General features: G+C 68.7%; 13 protein-coding genes. 2 read left to right on the top strand and 11 right to left on the bottom strand.

The window, feature by feature from the left end; genetic code table 11:
- Positions 1-54 precede the first annotated feature (54 nt).
- The 7 genes from ACLF6P_RS20675 to ACLF6P_RS20705 all read right to left on the bottom strand — a co-directional run bounded on the left by ACLF6P_RS20675 (position 55) and on the right by ACLF6P_RS20705 (position 8,940).
- Positions 55-600: a GNAT family N-acetyltransferase gene (locus tag ACLF6P_RS20675; RefSeq protein ID WP_415952121.1), complete on the bottom strand. Its 546-nt coding sequence runs from the start codon at positions 598-600 to the stop codon at positions 55-57.
- Positions 601-689: 89 nt separating this feature from the next.
- Positions 690-1,205: a GNAT family N-acetyltransferase gene (locus ACLF6P_RS20680; protein ID WP_415952072.1), complete on the bottom strand. Its 516-nt coding sequence runs from the start codon at positions 1,203-1,205 to the stop codon at positions 690-692.
- Between the two features lie 92 nt (positions 1,206-1,297).
- A complete protein-coding gene (locus ACLF6P_RS20685; protein WP_415952073.1) occupies positions 1,298-3,580 on the bottom strand; it encodes a xanthine dehydrogenase family protein molybdopterin-binding subunit in 2,283 nt (760 codons plus the stop codon).
- Positions 3,577-5,604: a (2Fe-2S)-binding protein gene (locus tag ACLF6P_RS20690; RefSeq protein ID WP_415952075.1), complete on the bottom strand. Its 2,028-nt coding sequence runs from the start codon at positions 5,602-5,604 to the stop codon at positions 3,577-3,579. The genes ACLF6P_RS20685 and ACLF6P_RS20690 overlap by 4 nt, the downstream gene beginning before the upstream one ends.
- Complete coding sequence (locus ACLF6P_RS20695; protein ID WP_415952076.1) at positions 5,601-6,497, bottom strand: FAD binding domain-containing protein; 897 nt, start codon at positions 6,495-6,497, stop codon at positions 5,601-5,603. Before ACLF6P_RS20695 ends, ACLF6P_RS20690 begins: the two co-directional genes overlap by 4 nt.
- A gap of 285 nt (positions 6,498-6,782) precedes the next feature.
- Positions 6,783-8,429 carry a beta-N-acetylhexosaminidase gene (locus tag ACLF6P_RS20700; protein ID WP_415952078.1) on the bottom strand — a complete coding sequence of 549 codons (1,647 nt, stop codon included), beginning with the start codon at positions 8,427-8,429 and terminating at the stop codon, positions 6,783-6,785.
- Positions 8,430-8,520: 91 nt separating this feature from the next.
- A complete protein-coding gene (locus ACLF6P_RS20705) occupies positions 8,521-8,940 on the bottom strand; it encodes an ATP-binding protein (RefSeq protein WP_415952080.1) in 420 nt (139 codons plus the stop codon).
- 169 nt (positions 8,941-9,109) lie between these two features.
- On the opposite strand from ACLF6P_RS20705, the gene ACLF6P_RS20710 reads away from it, so the two are divergent.
- Positions 9,110-9,961, top strand: a complete 852-nt coding sequence (locus ACLF6P_RS20710; protein ID WP_415952082.1) for a helix-turn-helix domain-containing protein — start codon at positions 9,110-9,112, stop codon at positions 9,959-9,961.
- 8 nt (positions 9,962-9,969) lie between these two features.
- Positions 9,970-10,272: a DUF397 domain-containing protein gene (locus tag ACLF6P_RS20715; protein ID WP_415952083.1), complete on the top strand. Its 303-nt coding sequence runs from the start codon at positions 9,970-9,972 to the stop codon at positions 10,270-10,272.
- A gap of 205 nt (positions 10,273-10,477) precedes the next feature.
- On the opposite strand, the gene ACLF6P_RS20720 is transcribed toward ACLF6P_RS20715, so the two are convergent.
- From ACLF6P_RS20720 to ACLF6P_RS20730, 4 genes are all read right to left on the bottom strand, one after another.
- Positions 10,478-10,756 (bottom strand): Imm1 family immunity protein, encoded by a 279-nt coding sequence (locus ACLF6P_RS20720; RefSeq protein ID WP_415952084.1) that lies wholly within the window; start codon positions 10,754-10,756, stop codon positions 10,478-10,480.
- 494 nt (positions 10,757-11,250) lie between these two features.
- On the bottom strand, positions 11,251-11,688 hold the full coding sequence (locus ACLF6P_RS20725; RefSeq protein ID WP_415952086.1) for a hypothetical protein: 438 nt from the start codon (positions 11,686-11,688) through the stop codon (positions 11,251-11,253).
- A 4-nt stretch (positions 11,689-11,692) separates the two neighbouring features.
- Positions 11,693-13,270: a polymorphic toxin-type HINT domain-containing protein gene (locus ACLF6P_RS30240; protein WP_463315322.1), complete on the bottom strand. Its 1,578-nt coding sequence runs from the start codon at positions 13,268-13,270 to the stop codon at positions 11,693-11,695.
- Between the two features lie 674 nt (positions 13,271-13,944).
- Entirely contained in the window at positions 13,945-18,522 is a 4,578-nt protein-coding gene (locus ACLF6P_RS20730; RefSeq protein WP_463315323.1) for an RHS repeat domain-containing protein, read from the bottom strand.
- Positions 18,523-18,602 lie beyond the last annotated feature (80 nt).

Raw genomic sequence — 18,602 nt, forward strand, 5'->3', positions numbered from 1 at the left:
CGTGACCGGCTGCGTCAGGGCTCCCCGGTCCGCGTCACGACACCCTGGTCCGCGTCACGGCTCCCGGGGCAGGTCGAGACGCCACACGGTCTCCCCGTCGTGCCGCACATCCGTGGCGGCGAGCCCGGCCGCCGCCGCGACGGCCGCGGAGGCGTGATGGTCGGGGTGTACATGGGCGATGACCGCGGCGATGCTCCCCGGCGGCTCCTGCGCGAGCGCGACGACCAGCGCGCGGGCCGCCTCCCGCGCGTATCCCCGCCCCTGCCAGGGCGTGCCGACGGTCCAGGCGATCTCCGCGAGGCGGGCGGACCCGCCGTGTTCGGGGAGATGGTCCGGTGCGGGCCCGAGCGTGGCTTGTACGGTTCCGATCAGCCGGCACTCCTCGCGCAGCCCGACGACCCAGTTGCACCAGGTCACCCGCGGGTCCGGCGCACCGGCCGCCCACCTCTCGTAGCGCGCCAGCAGCTGTTCCTCGGTCTCCGGCTCGCCCCCGATGAAGGTGTGCAGCGCGGGATCGCCGAGCACCTGCGCCATCTCGCCGGCGTGCTCGGGTCTCAGCGGCACCAGACGAAGGCGCGGCGTCCGCAGCTCGCGGAGGATCCGGGGGCTGCGGGAAACGCCCGGGCCACCGGGGCCGCCGGGGCCACCGGGACGGCCGAAGCCGCCGGGGTCACCGGTCGGTCCGGGTGTCACCCCGGCCCCTCGTGCAGCCAGCTGGTGAGCAGCACTCGCCGCCCCTTGGCCTCGATCCACTCGCTCTCTTCCTCGACCTGCCGGTAGCCGCAGGCCCGTGCGACGGCCTGGCTTGCGATGTTGTCCGCGTCGATCTGCAGCCGCAGCTCGCGCAGGCCGAGCTCCTCGTGGGCATACGCGGTGAGCAGCAGCGTGGCCCGTACGGCGAGGCCCTGGCCGCGGTGCTCGGGGGCGATGGCGTAGCCGAGGGTGCCGGCCTCCCTGTTCACCATGGACTCGCCCAGCGGCTGCTCGCCGTCGGTGGTCACGGCGAACCGCAGATGCGTGCCGGCCGCCTGCTGCTCGCGGGACCTCGCGAGGTGGGCCTCCGCCTCGGCCTGTCCGAAGGGGGTCGGCAGCGGGGTATGGACGGCGACCTGTTCGTTGTCGAATATCGCGATCATGGCGTCGAGGTCCTCGTCCCGCCACTCCCGCAGCACGAGCCCATCACCCTTGAGGATTGCTTCGGCCACAAGGGCCCCCTATCAATTGTCAGCTTGCTGCGTGCTGCGTGCTGCGTGTCGCATCGATTCGATGCGACACATCGATCCGGCGCATCGATCGACTACACGGACGGCACCACGACCGCCTGCTGCGGCCGGATCGGCAGCCGGTTGACCGGGCGGCCCGTCGCCGCACGCACCGCGCCCGCCACGGCGGCCGGGGCGGTGACGACCGGGACGGCCGAGGCGGCCTTCGCGCCGAAGGGCGCCACCACGTCCCGCTCCTCCACCAGCTTGACGATCCGGATGTCCGGGGCGTCGAGCGCGGTGGGCAGCGCGTAGCCGGTGAGGTCGGGGTGGCGGACGACGCCGCGCGGGGTGCGCAGGTTCTCGGTGAGCGCCGCGCCGACGCCCTGCGTGACGCCCGCCTCGATCCGGGCCGCGAGCTGGGCCGGGTTCAGGATGCGGCCGACGTCCTGGGCTACGGCGAGTTCGACGACGCGTACCGAGCCGAGCTCCACGTCGACGTCGACGACCGCGCGGATCGCGCAGAAGGCGAGGCCCACGAAGGCGTCGCCCTGGCCGGTCTCGTCGAGTGGTTCGGTCGGATGCGGGCGGCACTGGGCGGTGGCCCAGAGTTCCTTGCCGTCCATGGCCTCGGTGACGGTCGTGGAGAGCACACCGTCGTACGAGGTGATCTTGCCGTCGGCGATCTGCAGCAGCTCCGTGGACATGCCGAACTTGTGGGCGAGCGGCTGGAGGAGTTGGGTGCGGACCATTTTCGCGGCGCGTTCCACGGCTCCGCCCGACACCCACGTATGCCTGCTGCGGCAGCCCGGTCCGGCCGGCGGCTGGTCGGTGTCGACGGCCGCGACGTGGACCTCCTCGACACCGAGGGTCTCCTGGACGATCTGCCGGGCGAGCGTGGAGAAGCCCTGACCGGTCTCGACGGCCGCGCAGAGCACGGTCGCCACACCGTCCTGGATCTTCACGGTCGCGGTGGAGACCTCGTCCGCGCCTTCCGCGCCGAGCATGTGCACCATGCCGAGCGCGTAGCCGACACCGCGCCGCACGGCGCCCGGTTCGCCCGCGCCCTCCGGGCCGCCGGGGAGGATCCACTCCTCCTCGGGGGTGTCCTTGGGCAGCGGCGGCAGGTCGACATCGCGTACGGCGCGCAGAAGTTCCGCGACCGGGGCGGGGCAGGTGACGGTCTGGCCGGTGGGCAGGATGTCGCCGGTCGCGAGCACGTTGCGCATCCGCAGCTCGGCCGGGTCCACCTCCAGCTTCGCGGCCAGCTTGTCCATCTGGGCCTCGTAGGCGGCGCAGACCTGGAGCGCGCCCTCGCCGCGTACGTGCCCGGAGGGCGGGTTGTTGGTGCGCACGGCCCAGCCCTCGACGAAGGCGTGCGGGACGACATACGGGCCGCAGGCGAAGGAGACCGCGGCGGCGAGGGACTCCGAGGAGGCGTCCGCGTAGGCACCCGCGTCGAGGAGGATCTGCGCCTCCACCTTCACCAGGCGGCCCTCGGCGTCCGCGTGGTGGCGGTAGCGCAGGAGCGTGGGATGGCGGTGGGCGTGGCCGAGGAAGGACTCCTCGCGGGTCGCGGTCAGCTTGACCGGGCAGCCGGTGCGCAGGGCCAGGAGGCCGAGCGGGAGCTGGAAACCGGGGTCCTCGCGGTCGGCGGTCGCCCCGGGCACACCGGTGACGACGACCTTCACGCGCTCGGGTTCCAGGCCGTAGCAGGCGGCGGCCAGATCGCGGTCCGCGTGCGGGTCCGTGGAGGCCACGTACAGCTCGACGCCGCCGTCGGGGCGCGGCACGGCGAGGCCCGCCTCGGCGCCGATCGGGGCGGGGTCCTGGCGGCCGATGCGGTACAGGCCCTCCACGATCACCTCGCCGGTGGCCTCCTCGTCCCCGTAGCGCAGCGGGATGTGCCGGATCAGATTGCCGTCCGGGTGCAGGGGTTCGGCGGCGAAGGCCTGTTCGGGGTCGGTGACCGGTTCGAGCACCTCGTACTCGACGACGATCGCCGCCGCCGCCATCCGCGCCGTGTCCGGATGGTCCGCGGCGACCGCGGCGATCGGCTCGCCGTGGTGCCGTACGAGCTCGGCGGCGAAGACCGGGCGGTCCGCGATGCGGCGGCCGTGCGCGGCGTCCCCCGGCACGTCCCGGTGCGTGATGACGGCGTGCACGCCCGGCATCTGCTCGGCGCCGGTGGTGTCGATGGAGGTGATGCGCGCGTGCGGGTGCGGGGAGCGCAGGAGCGCCGCCCACAGCAGACCCTCGGCCCACAGGTCGGAGGCGTACGGGAAGGTGCCCTCGGTCTTCGCACGGGCGTCGGCGGGCGGCAGCGAGGTGCCGAGCCCGTGCTGCTTCTCCTCGGCGGCGACGGTCTCGGTGCTCACGCGTGGCCTCCGTCCTGCGGGTGGGTGACGCCTCCGGCGCCGGGGGGTGCCTGGTGCGGGACGCGGGCAGCCGGGTCGTTTTCGGGCGCGTGGGCGTGGGCCTGTCCGTGCCCGTGGGCGTGTCCGTGCGCGTGTGCGGGTCCGTGCCCGTGTACGGGTCCGTGCGCGGAACCGTCCGCCGGCGCGTCCGTGTGCTCGCTCTGACCCTCGCCCTGGTCCTCGGCCTCGGCCGTACCGGCCGCCTGGCGTTCGGCGACGACGTCCTTCACGGCTTCGAGTACGCCCTTGTAGCCGGTGCAGCGGCACAGGTTGCCGCAGAGCGCCTGGCGGGCGTCGCGCTCGGTCGGGCGCGGGTTGCCCTCGAGCAGATCGTGCACGGTCATCGCCATGCCCGGCACGCAGAAGCCACACTGCACGGCGCAGCTCGCGGCGAGGGCCCGCTGCACGTCGGAGGGCTGCCCGTCCCGGGCGAGGCCCTCGACCGTACGGACCTCGCTGCTCGCGGCCGTCGCGGCGGGCACGAGGCAGGAGGCCACGAGACGGCCGTCGACCTGCACCGCGCACGCACCGCACTCGCCCTGCGAGCAGCCGTCCTTGGCCCCCGCGAGGCCGAGGCGCTCGCGCAGCACGTAGAGCAGCGACTCCCCGATCCAGGCATCGGTGACGGGCCGGTCGGAGCCGTTCACCTTGAGGACGTAGGAGACGAGGGGGTGCTCGTCGCCGAAGGCGGGGGGTGGAGTGGGGTGACCGGCGTCGGTGGACTGCTCGGGCTCGGTCGCGGTGGTGTGGTCGGTCTCGGCGGGGTGACCGGCCTCGGAGAGGTCGCCGGACGGGGCCGGGTGGTCCGGTGAGTCCGGCTTCGGGGATGGATCGGGCTCGGGCTCGTGAGACGCCTCGCGCTCGTGAGACGCCTCGGGCTCGCGGGACGCCTCGGGCTCGCGGGAAGACTCGGGCTGGTCCGGCAGCTCGGAGTGCGAGGCTTCTCCGGTGGCCTGCGCCTGCGCATCGGCGGCCTCGGCAGGGCCGGCTTCCGCAGCGGCAGCTGCAACGGAGGAGGGCCCCGCAGAGGCGGCCTGCACCTCCCCGGCCGGCTCCTCGGCGCCGGGCGCGACCAGGACAACCGGCTCCTCCGGCGCGACCGGCTCGGCGGGTGCCCACGGTGCTGTCGCCCCGCCCGGGAGGGTCGCCGGGGCGCGGTCAGCCCACTGGTCGATCAGCGAGGACTGGGTGAACTCGCCCGATTCATCCGGCAGATCCCCCTGCGCCAGCGGAATCGACCACTGCCCGGTGGCGTGCGCCTGCGCGGCGCCCTGCTCCCCTGCCGCGTCCTGCACGGCCGCGTCCTGTACTGCTGCGTCCTGCGCATCGGTGAACGACCACTGCCCGGTCATCCCCGCCTCATGCTGCTGCGGGGCCGGCTGCTGCGGCGCGTTGGGCTCGGGCCACTGGACCTGCTCGGGCGCGGCCTGGGCGGGCGCGGCCTGGGCGGGTGCGGCCTGGGCGGTCTCCGGTCTCATCTGCGGGACGAGCGAGGGCAGGACGAACGTCCCCGTCGCCGCCGGATCGGCCGCCGCTCCGGGCACGACAGAGATCTGCGGCGGTACGAAGCTGCCGCCGGGCGCCGCGAGCGGGGTGTCCGCATACCCGTCGGGCAGCGCGACGAAGGCGGTCGCGTCGCCGTCGTAGTCGCCCTGGCTGGTGGGCTGCCAGCCGCCTTGCCCGTAGACGCCGTCTCCGTACGAACCATCGCCGTACGAACCATCGCCGTACGCACCGTTTCCGTACGCACCGTCCCCGTACGAGCCCTCGCCGTACGAACCGTCCTGCGCGCCGTCCCCGTACAAGCCGTCGTGCGCACCCTCGCCGTACGTGCCGTCGCCGTACGAGCCGTCGTACGCCCCGTCCCCGTACGCCCCCTCGCCCGTCTGCCCGTTCCCCACGTCTCCGCCGCTCCCGTACGCGTCCCCCGCCCCGTAGCCGGGACCGGGAGCGCCGTTGCCACCGTCCGTACCCCTGTCGCTCACGCCAGTGCCCTCCCCAGTGCCCGCCGGGCGAGCACGGCGACCGTGCGCCGCAGCTGCTGTACGGCGGGCGGCAGTTCCTGCGGGGTGCCGTCCGGGTCCTGGTCGGGGATGCAGGCCGCGGCCACGTAGTCGCCGAAGGCGTGCAGCGCCTCCGGGGCGAGGACGCGGCCGGCGTCCCAGTCGATGTGGGCGGCGATCCAGCGCTCCGCCTCGAGCGGCCGCAGCGGCATCGGCGCGACGGCGCCGACCGCGCAGCGGACCCCGCGGTGGGCGGGGTCGAGCACGAGGGCGACGGAGGCGAGGGCGCGGCCGGGTCCGGTGCGCCCGGTCGCCTTCAGGAAGACCTGCGGGGCGTGCAGCAGCGGAACCCGGACGAATCCGATGAGTTCGCCGCCGCGCAGCCGCTCCATTCCGGCAAGCAGATGCGAGACGGGCACTTCGCGGCGCGCGCCTTCGCGCCCCGCGACGACCAGCGTGGCTTCGAGGGCGGCGAGCACGGGCAGCGAGTCGCCGGTGGGCGCGGCGGTGGCGATGTTGCCGCCGAGCGTTCCGGCGTTGCGGATCGTGGGCGGCCCGGCCGCACGCGCGGCGGCGGCGAGGGCGGGGATCAGGGCGGCGAAGTCGGGGCGGCCCATGCGGGCGTGGGTGAGACCGGCGCCGAGCAGTGCGTGGCCGTCCTGGTATTGCCAGCCGCGGATTTCGGCGATCTTCCCGAGGCCGACCAGACCGGCGGGCCGCAGCTGCCCTTTGTTCACGGCGGCCATCAGATCGGTGCCGCCGGCCACGGGCACGGCGGCGGGCATGGCGGAGAGCGCCGCGACCGCCTCGTCGAGCGAGGTCGGCAACGTCACGGACTGCGCTGTGTGCGCTACCTGCGGTGCCTGCGTGGTCAAGACCGGCTACCCCTTCCCGTGCCCGACTCGTGAGCCCTCGCGAGCCAAGGTGTGCCTACTGCGCCGTACGGTACGTGCTCACAGGCCGGACGTGGCAACTCTGGCACATGTTCCGGGTCCGCCGACGAGGGGGTCCACTAGGACCCTTTCGCCAGGGAATTCACGTAATGCCCGCATTTCTTATGGCATGGCAGGCCAAGTTTCCTACGGCATGGCAGGTCAAGCTCCAGGCGCACCTCCCCCTCCCAGGGCCGCCCCCGCGCGGGAGACGGCCGAGTGGGCGCCTCACACGTTCGGGGGCGCCCCGTCGATCGGGCGTCCGAGCACGCCGGGCCGCCGCTGCCAGGGCAACGGGCCGCCGGGCGGGCGGAATTCGACACCGAGAGCCTCAAGCCGCCGGTAGTGCGCGGTCATCCGCCGCTCGAAGTCCGCGAAGTCCCGCTCCCCCGCCGCCGGCATCTCACTCCACGCCACCTCCGCGAAGGCGGCCAGCCGCGGGAACGCCTGGTAGTCGACGCGGGCCCGGCTCTCCATCACCTCGGTCCACAGATTCGCCTGCGTACCGAGGACGTGCGCGGCCTCCTCGGCGGTCAGCTGCGGCGGAACAGGCTCGAACCGGTACACGTCCTCAAGGCTGCGTACGTACCCGATCGGCACCGGCTCGTCCGCTCCTCCGTCCTGCCGGTGATCCAAGTACACCTGCTGCTCGGGACACATGACGACATCGTGGCCCGCGCGGGCCGCGGCGATCCCACCCGCGTACCCGCGCCAGCTCGACACCGCCGCACCCTCCGCAAGCCCGCCTTCGAGGATCTCGTCCCAGCCGATGAGGCGCCGCCCGCGCTCACCCAGCCAGCGGTCGAAGTGCCGGATGAACCAGGACTGCAGCTCGTCCTCGTCATTCAGCCCGAGCTCCCGCATCCGCCCCTGCGCGAACTCCGATTCCTTCCACTGCTCCTTGGGGCATTCATCGCCGCCGATATGCACGAACGGCGAGACGTCTGCCGGGAACAGGTCGAGCACCTCCTCCAGAACACCCTCGTAGAAGCGGAGCACGTCCTCGGACGGCGCGAGCACGTTCGGATTGACACCCCAGTCGTCCCAGACCCCGAGTGCCTCCGTATCCACGACATCGCGGTTGCCGAGCTCGGGATACGCGGCGATCGCGGCCTGCGAGTGGCCCGGGATGTCGATCTCGGGCACGACCCTGATATGCCGTTCCCGCGCGTACGCGACGATCTCCCGGATGTCGTCCTGGGTGTAGCAGCCGCCGTGCGGCTTCTCCTCCCACAGTGGCGAGGCACCATGCCCGTACCTACTCCTCGCCCGCCACGCACCCACCTCGGTCAGCCGCGGATACCGCTCGATCTCGATCCGCCAGCCCTGATCGTCGGTCAGGTGGAAGTGGAAGACGTTGAGCTTGTGCGCGGCCATCAGATCGAGATAGCGCAGCACCCCGTCCTTGGGCATGAAATGCCGCGCGACATCCAGCATCATCCCGCGCCACCCGAACCGGGGTTCGTCCTCGACGGTGACCACGGGAACCCGCCACTCGGCCCGCTGCACGACAGGCGCCCGACGGAACGCCTCCGGTCCGAGCAACTGCCGGAAGGTCTGCGCCCCCCAGAACACACCGGCGGCACTGCCGCCCTCGATCCGGACACCGCTGTCCGCCTCGACGGAGAGACGGTACGCCTCGGGAGCCAGCCTCCCGTCGACGCGCAGCGTGACGCCGAAGTCGCCGCCGGACCCTGACTCCAGCGGCAGCCCGGTCGCGGCACCGACCGTACCCCTGAGCCAGCGCGCGACGCCCTCGGTGCCGGGTCCGGCACCGAGCGCGGTGTCGACGGCGATCCTGCACCACTCACCCCCGCCCCAGCGGCAGCGGCGCGGCTGCGGTACGAGGGCCGCGAGTTCCACTTCAGTCGTCATACCGACGACCCTGCCATGCGGACGGCATACACAACGAGCCTCAATAATCCGAGCGCTTCCGCCCCTCCCGGTTCACGGCGAGCCTCCCGGTTCACGACGAGCCGCCCCCGCACTCGGCCCACAGGTACTTCCCCGGCCCGCCCAGCGGGTACCACCCGAACCGGTCCGCACAATCCCGCACGAGCAGCAGCCCACGCCCGGTTTCACGCGCGCCGCCGGGAACCACCGCCACCCCTTCGAAAGGCGGCGGAACCTCCGGATCCGCATCCCACACCCCGACCCGCAGCCGCCCCTGGGGCCGCTGCCCGATCCTCAGGGCGTACGGACCCGAGGTATGCACTTGCGCATTGGTGACGAGCTCGGACGCCAACAACTCGGCAGTGACCGCCAGTTCACCCATCCCGTGCCGATCGAGCACCGCCCGCAGCGCGGCGCGGGCGACGCCGGGGGCGCGGGGGTCATGGGGCAACTGGAGGGTGTACGCCCACGGGGGCGGGGTTAACGTTGCCATGGAAGTCTCCTTCGGTTGAGGGGAGTTGATGTGGACCGGTGGCTTCGCCGGGTCGTCGGCACCCGGTGCTCTTCCGATGACTTCACGGTAGCGGCGGGGACTATATTCTTCATCCCTGCTGGAGCGAGTTCTAGGGCAACCACTCGTGTGAGTGACAGGAGCGCAACGCATGGCCGTCCGGACCAACCCGACGGGTCGCCAACTCCGATTCGGCATGGAACTGCGCAAACTGCGCGAGCGGGCTGGCCTCAGCTCCACAGCCGCGGCCCAACTCCTGGGTATCAAGCAGGCCCAGGTCAGCAACATGGAAACGGGCCGCCTCGCGGTCAGCGCCGACCGCGTTCGCACCCTCGCGTGCCACTACGACTGCTCCGACAAGGAGTTGATCGAGGCCCTCGCCGCCATGACCGGTGCACGCAAGCGTGGCTGGTGGGAGGCGTACCGCGACAGCCTGTCGAGCAGCCTGATCGACCTCGCAGAGATGGAACACCACGCGACGCGCCTGCGCGCGGGAATCACGGCACACATCCCAGGGATGCTGCAGATCCACGACCACGCACGTGAGGTGTTCCGCCAGGTCGTCCCCGAGCTGTCCCCGCCGGAGATCGAGCACCGCCTGATGTTCCGCATCAAGCGTCAGGAAGTCCTCTTCAACGATCACTCGACGCCATACGACGCAACGATTCACGAAGCCGCCCTGCGCATGCAGTTCGGCGGTACCGCGGTCACGAAGCGTCAGCTACAGCACATCCTCGACCTGACCGAGCGGGACCCCATCACGATCCGGGTCATCCCGTTCACGGCCGGCGCCTACCCGGGCTCGGGCCAGTCGATCCTTTACGCGCACGGCCCCGTACCCGGCCTTGACACAGTCCATCTGGACCAGTCCCACGGCGCGCTTCTCCTGGACGCAGAGGCCCAACTCTGCAAGTACCGGGTGCTCATGAGGCGAATGGAATCCACGGCGCTCACTCCGCACGCGTCACGCGACCTGATCCACACCATCATCAACGACCTTTGAGGACCGCCATGACCACGCACCGCTGGCAGAAGTCGTCCTACTGCGGCGAGGGAGAGGCCTGCATACATGTCGCGGCAGACGGCCCCACCATCCTCCTCACGGAATCCGCCGACCCGACCGGCGCTATACTCCGCCTCCCCCGCCCCGACTTCACCACCCTCCTCACCAGCATCAAGTCCGGCACGCACCCCCTGAACACCACCCCAGACGGAACGATCCACCTAGGCCCGGTCACCACGACCCTCCCCAAGTGGCAGGCCTTCACCCAAGGCATCCACTCCGGCGAATTCGACCACTTCACCGCGCCATAATTCGAGCACGCCCCACGTCAGACTCCGCCTTCAACGCACACCATCGACGCCCTGGACGCTCGCTCATCAGTCGGGAGACCACCGAGAGGGCAGGCACGGACGGTGAAGTGGACCCAAGACAGCGATAGCCGCCGACGGATCGAGGACAACAACCCAGAACCCAGAACGTTTCGGCTCATCATCTCCCCACCCGCAAGCTCTGCCACTACCAGACTTCTGGCTCCTTCCAGCGAACGCAGGTAGGCCGCGCTCCTCCGGATGACAGAAACTCCTTCACGGCATCACGCACAAGCCGAATGGAAATCTCGGATCGCCCAGGGAAGTCAGTTGGATTACCGACTGCGAAATATGTCACATCACCCGCATTGCCTGACGGGTTATGAGACACAAAATTCCCCCGCTCATCCATGAAACCAAGGACTCCGACTTGCCGGACACTGTCAACACCGACGAGCAACTCGTGATCAGGGAACCCGGACTCCATGACCGGCCTGGCGAGGCTATGCACTTCGGCCAGATTTCCGTAAGCCACTTTTGTCGCCCAGAATCACTCCCAGAAAACTATCGCACCCCAGCCGCTGGCGACACGGACCACCTGAATCAGGCCCCACGACCCGACCTTCAAAAAATTTCCACAAAGGGGGCGACCTCCCGCCCCTGATGTTCGCCGCAGCTGCCGCAGCCTCAAGCGTGCCAGAAGCCCCGCCGAGAAGATCTCAGTGGGGCTTCCACTCGAACACGTACTTGCCATTTTCAAGTGCAATGCAATTGCGCTTGAATCACTCTGCACTGTCGATGTATTCAGCGAGCCTTTTCAGTGTTGCCGCCGAGGTTGAAAGGGTGGGGTGAGGCATAGCTGAATATTCGGGGCAGACGACGTGCCATGGCCACTGACGCGAACGGCGGACGCGCAATCTTGCCGGAACGAGTGGCCAGCCGACCTCCCGCTGCCGCTACAGGGAGGTCATCGCCTCCTCCTCATTGAGACTTTAGCCAGTAGTCACGAGCCGCATCAACGATTGAATCGTAATCAGCCTTTACAACACTCCCGACGAGAACTGGCCCGACCCCAGCTGGCATGATTTCCCGAGCTAGAAGGAAGAAGCGACCCGTATGGATGAAACCATACAGTGTCCATCCGTCCAGCGACTCGACGCTCGAAATTATCGCAGCGTCATGGAGGAACTCATCTACAGCAAACCGATCCATGAGCCCTGAAGGATCGAATCCGATATCGACCTTTGCATCATCGAGTTGCGGACGATCCTTGAGTTGCGCCATGACCGATCCAAGAATACACCCCTCCCGATCACCAAGCAAAGCTCCGCCGATAATTATTTGGAAACGGAACATGCGATGGCCGGGGAGTGGGCTGACGAGTAGACCGAACTGGCCAGCGTCATCAAGGAATCTCATCTAACTAGCCTCGCCGTACTTGAATTGGAATGTGCTCCATCGGAATCTCAACCGGATTACCCCGGTTATCACGGCCATTCGAGCTCCCGCTCCAATGCCATTGCCCGTGACCGTTATCGGAGTATCTATAGTAGACCGCCTTCTTTCCGGTGCCGATCTTAGTCCAGCGCACACCATTGACTAGCACGCTGTTCTGAAACTGCTCCTCAGCATCGGCTGGAAGGACACCCTTTTTAGGGTTGTACGCGTTCGGCCCGTCATGAGGGTCATGGTGACCAGGGTTCTCGTATCCAGTTGGGCATCGTTCCGAGTTTGCATTGTGAACGAGTACCGGCGTCTCGCCCGCAAGCACATAGTACGTGTGCAGGTCATCGACGGTGAGGTTGTAGGTACGGGCGTGCTGCGTGAAGGGCCTGTTAGCTGTGACCAGGACCGTGTCGCCGTCATCGGTGAGCAGGGTCATGCCGGGGGTAAGGTCACCGGCTTCGATCCAGCTCTTCTGGGATGGCGACCAGAACGGGTGCTCGTACGTTGCCGTGACTTCGTCCACACCGTCCGCAGATGCGATAGAGAGTGTGTTGAAGTACTTGTCGTCTTCGGTGCGGATGAGGCGGGTCACTTCACGGGGTTGCCGCTCGCCCGTTTCCGGGTCGGCCGCCAGGACCTTGTCACCGAGTTCGACCTTCTCGATGTCCTTGGTGGTGCCGTCTGCCATGAGGACGTCGGTGCCTGCTACGAAGCATGTGCACGGTACTTCTTTGGCCTTCTTGCTGAGCTTGAACAGCTTGCGGGCCCATCCGATGGCTTTCATCGGTGTCGGGAGGTCTGTTGCCGCCCAGCCGCAATGCGAGTTTATTCCGAAGTCGTCCCAGCAAGCTTTCCACTCTTCAGTGTCTGGGAGGACCAAGGCCTTACCGATTTCCCACAAGCCCATATCGGCCACGGCACCCATGCCGTCTAGCACCTTCTCCGCGATCGTCGGCTCAAAGTATGGGGCAGCGGCGGATAGTTCATCGTCGACGCTAGGGCCGAAACCGCTGGTGATGATCTTGCCGCAGTCCCCGCGATACTGTGCCGCAGCAGTACATCCGCCGTTATCGCCTCCGTTGTGTGTGCCTCCTCCACTTCCGGAGGAACCTGTGGCAACAGCGTGGCCGACGCCGCCCGTGATGGCGCCGATGGGCGTGCTGCAGGAGACGGTGTAGGAGCCGCAGATCGGTGCGAGGCCGGTGGGGTCGGTGAGGGTGACGGGGCTGTTGTTGGCGTAGCTGTAGCCGTTGAGGGATTGGGGCTGGTTGGGGACGAGGAGGGGGTCGACGCTGATGAATTGGCCGATGGCGGGGTCGTATTCGCGGGCGCCGATGTGGGTGAGGCCGGTGGTTTTGTCTTCGGTTTTTCCGAGGAAGCCCTTGTCGTCGGGCCAGGTGGTGCCGGTCGGTTTGCCGCGTTCGGCGCCGAACGGGGTCATGTAGCGCTTGGTGAGGGTTTGGGTGGCGTCGGCGTTGATGGCCAGGGACATCGTGCCGTGATGGTCGCCGGCGAGGTAGGTGAGTTTGTTGCTGCCGTTCTCGTTGGAGCGCATGGCGACGGTCTGGCCGCCTGCGGTGTAGTAGCGCTGGGCCCAGGTGGTGCCGTCGGCGCGGAGGTGGAGTTCGGTGGCTCCGGCGTACAGGACGCGTTCGCCGTCTTCGGTGTTGCGGATGAGGAGTTCACCGGCTGCGTCGTACAGGTAGTCGGTGCTCTTGCCGTTCTCGGTGAGTTTGGCGAGCTTGCCGGTCTCGGACCAGGTCAGGTCCTGGGAGCCCGAGGTACCCGGGCGTTTGGTGGTGTTGCCGGTGGTGTCCGCGGTGTAGGTCTTCTGCGGGGCCGCGCAGTCACCACTGGTGGTGGTGCCGGTGAGGAAGTGCGGCTGGTCGGTGTCGGTGTAGCAGTAGGTGGTCTTGGTGGTGCCGGCGGCCTTGTGACTGGTCTCCGAGGTGCGCTGGCCTGCCGTGTTGTAGGTGTAGGAGGTCCAGTACGGGGCCGGGCCTGACAGGCTGTCTGCGCTGCGGGGGTCTGTGCAGTTCTGGGAGGCGGGGGTCCAGGCTTCGGTGAGGCGGCGGTGGCCGTCGTAGGCGAAGCACTGGGTTTCCGGGCTGCTGGTGCCGCCGAGGTTGGTGGGGTCGGAGATGGAGGTGACGTTTCCGGCCTGGTCGTAGGTGTAGTTGAGGTCCTGCAGCTGGTAGCCGTGGGTGTCGGTGTTGACGTAGCTACGCTTCAGGCGACCGGTGCCTTCTTCGAACGTGTTGTTGATGTAGCTCTTCTTGTGCTCGGCTGTGCCGCCTGTGCCGACCGTGAGCTGGAGGGGCTGGCCGAGTGGCGAGTAGTCGGTGTCGAGGAGGTAGCCGCCGGCTTGGGTGACCTGGCCGAGGTCGTTGTACTTGTAGCCGATGATTTCGGAGGGCAGGCCCCCAGGGCGGGTTCTTCGGTGTTCTGGAGAGTGCCGTCGAGGTTGTAGTAGCGGGAGTACTCCAGGGTGGCCGGTTCACCTGCCTTGACGAACGGGTCGTCCGCGGGGAGTTCGAGTTTGCTGGCGACGGGCCGGGACAGGGTGTCGTATTCGGTGACGGTGTCGGTGTACGCCTGGCCGTTCTTGCCGCCCACGTAGCGGGTGCTGCTGGTGGGCAGGCCCTTGAGCAGTGTGTCGTAAGTGTGGCCGGTCAGCTGGTTGGCGTCCGTCTGAGAGCCCGACCACGTACCGGTGGAGCGGCCGAGTTCGTCGTAGGCCGTCAGGATCGACGTACCGCGCGAGTCCGTGGACTTCACGGGCCGGTCGAGGACGTCGTACGTGGTCGTGGACGTGCCCTTGTCCGGGTCGTCCGCCTTGGTCTGGCGGCCGAACAGGTCGTAGGTGTACGACCACTCCGCGCCGTCCGGGCCGGTGATCTGCGTCTGCAGGCCATCCCGGGCGTAGGCGAACTTCGTCGGTGCATACGGTGTGCCCAGGCCGCCGCCGAAGTCGGTGTCGGAGGGGGAGGTGCCCGCGTATTCGCGGGTCTCGGTGGTGCGGCCGCGGATGTCCGTGATCGTCCGGGTCGCGGTGCCGCCGTCGACGGCGGTGGTGGCGGTGGAATCACCGGTGTAGGTCGCGGTGGTCGTCCACTTCTTGACCCCGAACACGTGCAGACTGCTGGTCGTGGCGCGGCCCGCACCGTCGAAGGTGGTCATGGTCTGGACGGGTGCTTCGCCGTATTCGGCCCGGGTGTAGGTGCCGTTCGGCGTGCTGGTCGTATCGAAGATGTCGGCCTGCGACTCATACGCCAGACCACGGGTGTCGTAGCGGGTGTCCGTGAGGAGCCGGCCACCGTCGGGTGTGGGTGCCTGGGTCTGCAGCGGACGCAGCAGCGCATCGAAGATCGCGTAGGTGGTGTTGTAGGTCTCGCCGTCCTTCTTCAGCGTCGATGTGGACACCCAGGACTGCTTGGTGTTGTCGACGTGGTACGCGAACTTCATGGTGGGGCCGTAAGTACCGCTGGAGCGGTTCGGCGTCCAGACCTTGGTGAGTCGGCCGAGCGCGTCGTAGGCGGTTTCGGTCTTCTTCAGGTTCGCGTCATAGGTACGCAGCGGCTGTCCGCGGCGTGGGTCGAGGAAGCTGACCGTGCGGTGGCCCAGCGGGTTGGTGACATCCGTGCGGGTCAGTGGTCCGGAGGTGGCGGGCCGGTACGCGGTGGAAGAGGACCGGTTGTCCGCGTTGGTGACCTTGGTGGGGCGGCCGAGCGTGTCGTACTCGGTGCTCGCCACGCGCTGCCACGTCGGCACGCCACTGCTGGTGTACCCCTTGGCGCGGCCGGACCAGGTGGGCAGGCCCTTGGTGGGCTTCATCGACGCCGACCACGTGGTGGCCCCGTCGTAAGCGACCGCCGTATCCGCAAGCACGTCTCCACGCCAGGTGGAGTCGGCAGGCAGATCGAGGTCGGCATCGGCGACGGAACATTGCTTGCCGACGGTGCGGGTGCGGGAGACGAGGCTGTTGATGCCCGCATCCGGGTTGCGGGCGTACCAGGTGCGGGTGCAGATTTCGTCGCCACCCACACCGCGCTGGCCGTAGTCGTCGACCTCACGGACCATGCCCAGCTCGTCGTAGCGGGTGGTGGCCACATGGGTACGCCAGGACTTCGGAACGGTCAGATAGGTGCTGGTGTACGCGGTGCTGGGCCGAGTCCAGCGTGCGACGTGGTCCGCGGCGTCCGGGACCGACTGGGTGGCGGTGGTCTTGGAGGTGAACGTCCTGAATGTGCTGCCGATCGGCTGGCTGCCGTTGTAGGTGACCTGCTGGCGCAACTGTCCCGCATAGTGGTCGTGATCGGTCAGGGCCGCGAAGTCGACGTCCGTGTCCAGGAGCGGGGCCGCGGACACCGTCTTGGTGGTGCCGTCCTTGTTCTTGTCTCCGTTCATGCCCTGCAGGTAGCGGGAGACGGTCTTGGAGCGTGTGGTGCCGAGCGCGCCCGAATATGCGGTCACGTCGCGGTAGCCACGCCACTCGGACCAGGTCCGTTCGTCCTTCGGCGTGAACGGGTCGTCCGCGTGGTGCCAGGCCGGGCCGCTGTAGGAGTAGGCGTGCTCGACCGTGTCGTTCTGCCCGGTCGGATCGGACACCGACACGGCGAGGACGCGGTACTTGTGGAACCAGTCCACCGAGGCTTCCTCGGCACCGTTGATGTTCCAGAACTGCGGGTAGCAGGAGCGGGTGTTGGAGTCCTGCGCAGCGCCGAGGACTTCGGAGCGCTTGCACTCCGGGCCGGACAGGGTCACGGTCGTGATCGCCCCGGTCTCCGAGGTGATCGTGTGGATGCGGTGCCGCTTGAGCGGCACGATGTCGTCGGTGGCGTCGACACGGTTCTCGCGCAGCTGGTACGTGAACGTGACCGGGTTGACGTCGATCGCGGTACCGGTCTTGCCGGTCCGCTTGATCGATTTCAGGACCAGGACGTGGTCCGTGGTGTCCCCGATGTCACCCGCGTCGTAGTAGTCCTGCGTCAGCGCCCACGAGTCGACCGGGTCGTACTTGGAGCCGGAGGCGTTCCACGACCAGGTGTGGATGTTCGTGACGCGCTTGCGGGAGAAGAACGACGGACCGGCCGCGTTGCAGTCGCTGTCGTCCTTGCTGCAGATCGCGTCGAACGGGACATCGGGCCAGTGCTTGGCGGTGTCCTTGGTCAGCGTGGTGCAGTCGCCGACCGTGCAGCGTTCCTTGTGCGAGAGCGTGACCTTCGCGTCGGCGTCATCCGTGAACAGGGCGCCCGTGCGCAGCCCGTACTTGATCTCCTTCAGATAGCCGCCCCGCGTGTAGGACGAGTTCGCGGTGGTGGCTTTGTTCTTCTTGTAGTAGTTGGACTCCTTCGCGTACCAGTAGGTGGAGGCGTTGCCGCGGGTGTCCTCGACCAGGTCGAGGTTCCACCGCCACGCCTGCACCACGGCACGGTCCGCGAAGGTGCTGCCCTTGGTGTAGCCGGGCTCGCCGGAGTCGTCGCCGAACACCGGCACGGTCCACGTGGAGTTGGTGCGCTGAGCGTCGGCGCCCGGCAGCTTGTTCAGACCGAACGTGTACCGGGTGCCGTCGCCGGTGGTGACGGTCCAGTACTCGCCGTTGTCGTCGCCGTTGGCCGCACCGGTCGACCGCTTCACCGTCGAGGCGTCGTCGTTCTCCAGATGCCACTTACCGGTGGTCTTGTCCTTGATCAGGCGGCTGGACCTGCCGTTCAGAACCAGACGGGCATTGTCGTACTTCCAGCACCGGTCGAAGACGTCCGCGTGGCCGTCGTCGTCGCAGGAGCCGTAGGTGCGTTCGATGTAGGACTCGGTGAGCGTGAAACCTTCGCCGACCGCGCTGCCCTGGTTGTTGGTGGTCGCGGTGCGGCCGTCGATGCTGCCCGAGTCATACGACAAGCCGATGCTCGGCGCGGGCCCGGCCGCGGCCGGAGGCAGCGCGAAGCCGTAACTCCAGGTGAACGAACCGGAGCTGCCACCCGCCTCCCACGATGAGGACGCCGACAGCTCGGTGGCCGAATAGTCACCACTGCCGTTCGCGGCCTCACCGCCACCGGCAGCCGCAGCCGTCACCGCGAACACCGACACACCCGATGCCGCAGCATCCGAAGCCAGCTGGGACGAAAGCCCGGCAGGCGTAGCCTTGGCCAGCTGCACCTGCGCCGACACCGACTGAGCCTTCGGATCATTCTCCGAGCGCAGCGGCGTCTGCTTACGGCACTCCGCCTTCTCCGGCGTGGAAAGCGCACAGGCCGGCAGCTGAACCATCCGCAGCCGCTGCGACCAGCCACCACCGAACTTCGCCGCAAACCGCTCATAGTCCACACGGACCTCGGCCGCACCCGGCGTATCCGCCGACGCCGTCAGCAGCACACCCGTCACGCCCGCCTTCTCAGCGGCCTTCTGCCCCAGCACCGCGACCCGCGCCTGGCCCGAGGCCGCGGCCGTCCGGCTACGCCCCTCAGCCCGCACTGCGACCGGTGCGCCGCCCAGATCGGCCTTGGCCGCCTTGGACGTGGACAGCTTCAGCGTGCCCTGGTCCGGCTTCGGCCAGGCAGCCTCCTGCTCCTGCCTCGCCCGCCGCGCCTGCGCAGCCCCCGCCTTCTTCCCCTCCGCGACACGCTCCCGGGCCTTCTTCGCCCCCTGCCCGGTGACCGCCTTGACCTTGCTGACCCGCGGCGCAGGCACATCCGGGCGCCCCAACCCGCTGCCGCTGTCCTCAGCGACCGCGACTGGCAGCTGACCCACCGGAGCCAGCAGCGCCAGCGCCAGACCGGGGACCAGCAGCCGCCGCCCCCAACCCCTCACACCTCTACGTGAAGTGCCCCTGCCAAACACCATCGGAATTCCGTCCCCACCCAGTCCACAAGATTCAAAAGGGTCAGCCG

Source organism: Streptomyces lothianensis (genome assembly GCF_047779955.1).
Taxonomy (GTDB): Bacteria; Actinomycetota; Actinomycetes; order Streptomycetales; family Streptomycetaceae; genus Streptomyces.